We start from the raw sequence: 4,537 nt of genomic DNA, 5'->3' as shown, positions 1-4,537 counted from the left end.
GCCTGGTTCGGTACGTAGCCAAGTTCCGCCACCGCTTCCCGAATACGCTCGGCGACCGCTTCCCGAACCCTCGGCTCGCCGTTGATCACCCGCGACACCGTGGACTTCGACACACCTGCCCTCCGCGCTACGTCCTCAAGCGTGGGACGTTGCCCGATCAGCCGTTCAGCCAACTTCATCTCCGATGCAGTGCAGTTCACCGTTGCTGTTGGAACGTTAGCCGCCTGCCGGACCTCTTTCAGGGCGCACCCGTAGCCAACACCAACCAACTCGCCTTGGAACACGGTCACTTGTCACTGATGTGGCGTTCAGGCATTCGCGCGCCACGTTCCCACCGAGCGCCGGCTCCCCCTGCCACCTGCTCACGGAAATGTGAAACAGGCACTGACTGTTACCCGGGGTGAGTGACCCTCGTCTGTCAGTGGTCGCTGTCGGTCGGGTCGTCATCCGCCCGGCCGCCGGCTCCGAGGGCGCGGCGCGTGCTCCGGGGCGCCGCAGCCTGGGTTCCGAGCACGCCACGGGCCCGCAGCTCGTCAACGTCGGGGAGGAGAACTCCCGGGAGGGCATCGAGAAGGTCGGCCTGGGCGGCGCGGATGCTGTGCGCGGGAGCCTCGGGGCCGGTGCCAAGGGTGCGGCGGGTGGTCACGCCGATCATCGTACGGGTGCTGTGGCTACATGAACGAGACCCGCACCCAATTGGGAGAAGACTGCGGGTCTCGGCCGGGTCGACGAGTGGCGAGCGGTTGGCGTCAGGTTCTCACCGGCACCCGTGCCTGACGAGACCCGCGACCGTCGGTGCCAGGCCGCGGGTCTCGTCAGGTCAACGACGGGCGAACCGCTGGCGTCACGGCTACAGCTGCGGGACCTTACCGAAGTCGGCGGCCTTGGCGGTCGACTCGGGGCTGCCCGTCATAACCGAGCATCTCGCCGCCGCGGGGGAGGCACTACGCGCAGGAGCTCCCACAATGGCCTTGATCCCGCTGCCCAAACCCGTAGGGGGTGTCGACAAGGTGGAGACGCTGCTGCTGAACGAAGGCCCGGCGAGGCTGAACGGCATCCAATGACGGACTCGCCGAGTCACTTCCTGGGCGTGAGAGGGCGATGGACGAAGGCCGGTGGCAGATTGGGCCACACCACCGGGCTGCCCTCAAGCGCAGGGACCGCGGCAGTGGCCGACCCCGGGAGTCATGGGCGGGTACCGGCCGCAGAAGGGGGCCCGGAGCGCGCCGGGTCCGTCGATGGCTCCACCATGCGCCGGCCTGAGGTGGGAGCCGGGGGCCGGGGTCCTGTCGGAGTGGTCGAGGGGGCGGCGGAGGGTGAGGCGGTGGTGGCCGGGGGGCGGGCGCTGGGGCGAGGGGTGACCGCCGCGGGAGTCGGCTCGCCCAGGGTCGGTGGGACCGCGGGGCTGCTCGCGGGGGGCGGGGCGAGGGGAACCGTCGGGGAGGCGGGGTCCTGATGGGTGGTGCGCAGCAATGGTAGGGCGAGGAGGGCAGCGATCGTGCAGGTCGCGCCGGCTGTGGCGGCAGCGCGCAGGATGCGGCGGCGGGCCGCGCCGCGGCGGATCTCCTCGTACCGGCCGGGGGGTGGGGCGAGGTGCGGGGAGGGCGGCCGCATGATGACGGCGAGGTGGTCGTCGGGGTCAAAGTCCGGACCGTCCTCATTGTATGTGATCAAGGCTTCTCCTCAGGTGGGCACGGAGCAGTTCGCGGGCCGCGTGCAGGTCGGCCTTGACGGTTCCTTCCTTGCGCCCGGTCAGCATGGCCACCTCCCGGATCGGCATGTCGGCGTAGTAGTGCAGGAGGGTCGGTATGCGCAGTCGTTCGGGGAGCGCCTGGACGAGCAGGCGGACCGAGGGGTCGGTCTGCTCGGTGGGTGGGAGGACGGACGCCTCCACAGTGGCGCGCTGCATCGCCTTGCGTTCGCGCTCCAGCTTGCGCCAGTGGTCCCGGACGATGTTGGCGGCCGTGACGTAGAGGAAACCCCGGGGCTCCGACACGGATGTCCAGCGGGCCCAGAGGCGGGTGAACGCCTCGGACGCAACCTCGTGGGCGGTCTCGTCGTCGTCGACCAGGCGGCGGCACCAGCCGGCCAGGCGCGGGTAGAGAACGGCGAACAGCTCTGCTGCCGCCTTCTCTCGGGACCGTTTCAATGCTCTCCATAGGGGGGTGAGGGCACTCGTCGCGCCCCGGGGCGTGTGCAAGGCGCCCGTGGGAAAGACCCCGGACCGACGGCGTACGTTCCATCGGCCCGGGATCGGGGCGAGCGGGCCGGTCAGTGGCTCGCGGTGCTCAGCGCGGCGAAGACGATCAGGTTGTCGAGGTAGCCGTCGCCGCTGCGGGGCCCGCCGCATGTGATGAGCCGCAGCTCGGGCCGGTCGACGTCGCCGTAGACCTCCTTTGTCGGAAAGTCGGCCTTGGCGACGGTCCGTACGGAGGTGACGGTGAACTCGGCCGATCCGCCGTTCTCGAGGCGCACCGTGATCCCGTCGCCCCGGCGCAGCCGGTCGAGGTGGCGGAAGACGCCGTCCCCGTAGGCACCGACCGTGACATGACCGAGGATGACCGACGGACCCATCTGGCCCGGCGTCGGCGAGTACTGGTACCAGCCCGCCCGGTCATGCGCGGTGATCGGAGGCACCTGCACGCTGCCGTCCTGCGCCAGCCCGAGTCTCATGACCGGCGTGTCGACGCCGATCTCGGGAATCCGCAGCCGCGCCGGGACCGAACGGCCCAGTACCTGCGGCCCGTTCGCCGGGCCCGCGGAAGACCGGGCGGACACGTGCGTGCCGCTGGGGCGGGTGGCCGACGCCCCGTCGCCGCCATGGCCGGCGCAGCTCACGAGCAGCGCGGCCAGCGCCGCAGTGACGAACGCGCGCCCGGAAAGACGGATCACGCCCCGGTCGCCTGCCGGCGGCGCACGAGGAAGACCGCCGCGCCGCCCACCGCGAGGGCGCCGGCGGCACCGCCGCCGATCAGCATGCCGTCCGAGCCGGAGCCGTCGGAGCTGGTGGTCACGCCGGTGTCAGGGGCGCCACTGGGGACGACGCCGACCTGGCCGCGCCCCTTGCCCGGCGCGGCGGTGGCCACGGGGGCGGCCGCCCGGCTCGGCTCCCGGGTGGGGGCCGCGCTCGGCTCCGCGCTGGCCGGCACACTCGGCCGGGCAGACGGCTCGGAGGCGGAAGAGGGACGCGTGGTCGGGGCCGCGCTCGCCCCGTCGGCGAACGCGGGCACCGTGCTCGCGAGTACGGCGACGCAGGCGGCTGCCATGGCGCTGAGGACTGTTCGGCGCATAAATCGCTCTCTCTCGTCGGCCTGCCCGGCCGGTGGCCGGGCAGGCTGCGTGATGGATCGAGCGGAGAGACGAGACAGGATCAGCACAGGTTGTAAAGAGCCGGCAAAGTCGCGCAGGGCAGGGACCGTAGGGGCACAGTCAGCCCCCGGGCAGGCGTACGCCGGTTACCGGGATTCTTGCAGAAAGCTCCGGCGTTCGCGCCGGGGATGAATGCATCTCAGGGCTGCTCTGGCGTGGACGTTAGAGCGGACGTGTTTGCTGCTCGATGTACTGGCGGACGGTGGCCAGTGGCGCTCCGCCGCACGATGCGGAGAAGTATGAGGGCGACCACAGGTGCCCGTGCATGATGGCGCGGTTGATCCGGTCGGTGAACTCCTGTCGTATCCGGCGGGCGGAGATGCCCTTGAGGCTGTTGACCAGCTTGGAGACGGCGACCTTGGGCGGGTAGTGCACCAGGAGGTGGACGTGGTCGCGTTCGCCGTTGAACTCCTTCAGCTCCGCCTCGAAGTCCTTGCACACGTTGCGCGTGATCTCTTCGCAGCGTGTCAGCATCTCGTCGTCGAACACCCCGCGCCGGCATTTCGTCACAACGACCGAGTGCACATGCATCGCAGAAATGACGTGCTTGCAAGGTCTGTAGTCGTTCTGCCCGTCCATGAGACCCATATGGGTAGGGTGTTGGGTGTGCAGCTCCGCTACAACTACCGGGCCTACCCGGACGCCACCCAAAGACGTGCGCTGGCGCGTGCGTTCGGGTGTGCCCGCGTGGTGTGGAACGACTGCCTGCGCGACCGGAAGGAAGCGCACGCGGCGGGGCTACCGTATGTGAAGTCGGCCGAGCTGTCCCGGCTTCGCATCACCCAGGCCAAACGCACCGAGGAACGCGCCTGGCTCGCCGAGGTGTCGGCAGTCGTCCTGCAACAGTCCCTGCGGGACCTGGATGCCGCCTACAAGAACTTCTTCGACAGCCTCAAGGGCAAGCGGCCCGGCCGCAGGGTGGGGCCACCCCGGTACAAGTCGAAGAAGGACACCCGGCAGTCGATCCGCTTCAACAGCAACGCCTTCTCCCTGAACGATGACGGCACGGTGTACGTGGCCAAGGTCGGCAACCTCAAGGTCAAGTGGTCGCGCAGGCTTCCGGCCGCACCCACGTCCCTGACCGTCACCAAGGACAGCTCCGGCCGGTATTTCCTCAGCTTCGTCGTGGACACCGAGCCGGACATCCTCCCCGAGGCGGAGACCGACG

The 4,537-nt window shown here is 70.0% G+C and carries 7 protein-coding genes and 1 pseudogene; 1 reads left to right on the top strand and 7 read right to left on the bottom strand.

Annotation, left to right across the window (positions count from 1 at the left end):
* The 7 genes and pseudogenes from IE318_RS11880 to tnpA all read right to left on the bottom strand — a co-directional run.
* A partial coding sequence (locus IE318_RS11880) for a LacI family DNA-binding transcriptional regulator (RefSeq protein WP_229903471.1) occupies positions 1–290 on the bottom strand: 290 nt, incomplete at its 3' end.
* A 128-nt stretch (positions 291–418) separates the two neighbouring features.
* Positions 419–646, bottom strand: coding sequence for a hypothetical protein (locus IE318_RS11875; protein WP_189899421.1), 228 nt, complete (start codon positions 644–646; stop codon positions 419–421).
* 263 nt (positions 647–909) lie between these two features.
* Positions 910–1,034: pseudogene (locus tag IE318_RS44835) on the bottom strand (restriction endonuclease); the annotation flags it as partial.
* Positions 1,035–1,657: 623 nt separating this feature from the next.
* Positions 1,658–2,149 (bottom strand): RNA polymerase sigma factor, encoded by a 492-nt coding sequence (locus IE318_RS11870; RefSeq protein WP_189899419.1) that lies wholly within the window; start codon positions 2,147–2,149, stop codon positions 1,658–1,660.
* A gap of 122 nt (positions 2,150–2,271) precedes the next feature.
* A complete protein-coding gene (locus IE318_RS11865) occupies positions 2,272–2,892 on the bottom strand; it encodes a class F sortase (RefSeq protein ID WP_189899417.1) in 621 nt (206 codons plus the stop codon).
* Positions 2,889–3,290: a Tat pathway signal sequence domain protein gene (locus tag IE318_RS11860; RefSeq protein ID WP_189899415.1), complete on the bottom strand. Its 402-nt coding sequence runs from the start codon at positions 3,288–3,290 to the stop codon at positions 2,889–2,891. The genes IE318_RS11865 and IE318_RS11860 overlap by 4 nt, the downstream gene beginning before the upstream one ends.
* 241 nt (positions 3,291–3,531) lie before the next feature.
* Positions 3,532–3,948: an IS200/IS605 family transposase gene (tnpA, locus tag IE318_RS11855; RefSeq protein WP_189899480.1), complete on the bottom strand. Its 417-nt coding sequence runs from the start codon at positions 3,946–3,948 to the stop codon at positions 3,532–3,534.
* 27 nt (positions 3,949–3,975) lie between these two features.
* On the opposite strand from tnpA, the gene IE318_RS11850 reads away from it, so the two are divergent.
* The coding region (locus tag IE318_RS11850) for an RNA-guided endonuclease InsQ/TnpB family protein (protein ID WP_189899479.1) at positions 3,976–4,537 on the top strand (562 nt) is incomplete at its 3' end.

Source organism: Streptomyces spiralis (genome assembly GCF_014654675.1).
In the GTDB taxonomy this organism is placed as follows: domain Bacteria; phylum Actinomycetota; class Actinomycetes; order Streptomycetales; family Streptomycetaceae; genus Streptomyces; species Streptomyces spiralis.
This window is presented reverse-complemented; position numbering and strand designations above follow the sequence as displayed.

Coding starts and splice junctions, on each gene's coding strand:
- IE318_RS11860 (WP_189899415.1), bottom strand. CDS start 3,290: ATGCGCCGAACAGTCCTCAGCGCCATGGCAGCCGCCTGCGTCGCCGTA.
- tnpA (WP_189899480.1), bottom strand. CDS start 3,948: ATGGACGGGCAGAACGACTACAGACCTTGCAAGCACGTCATTTCTGCG.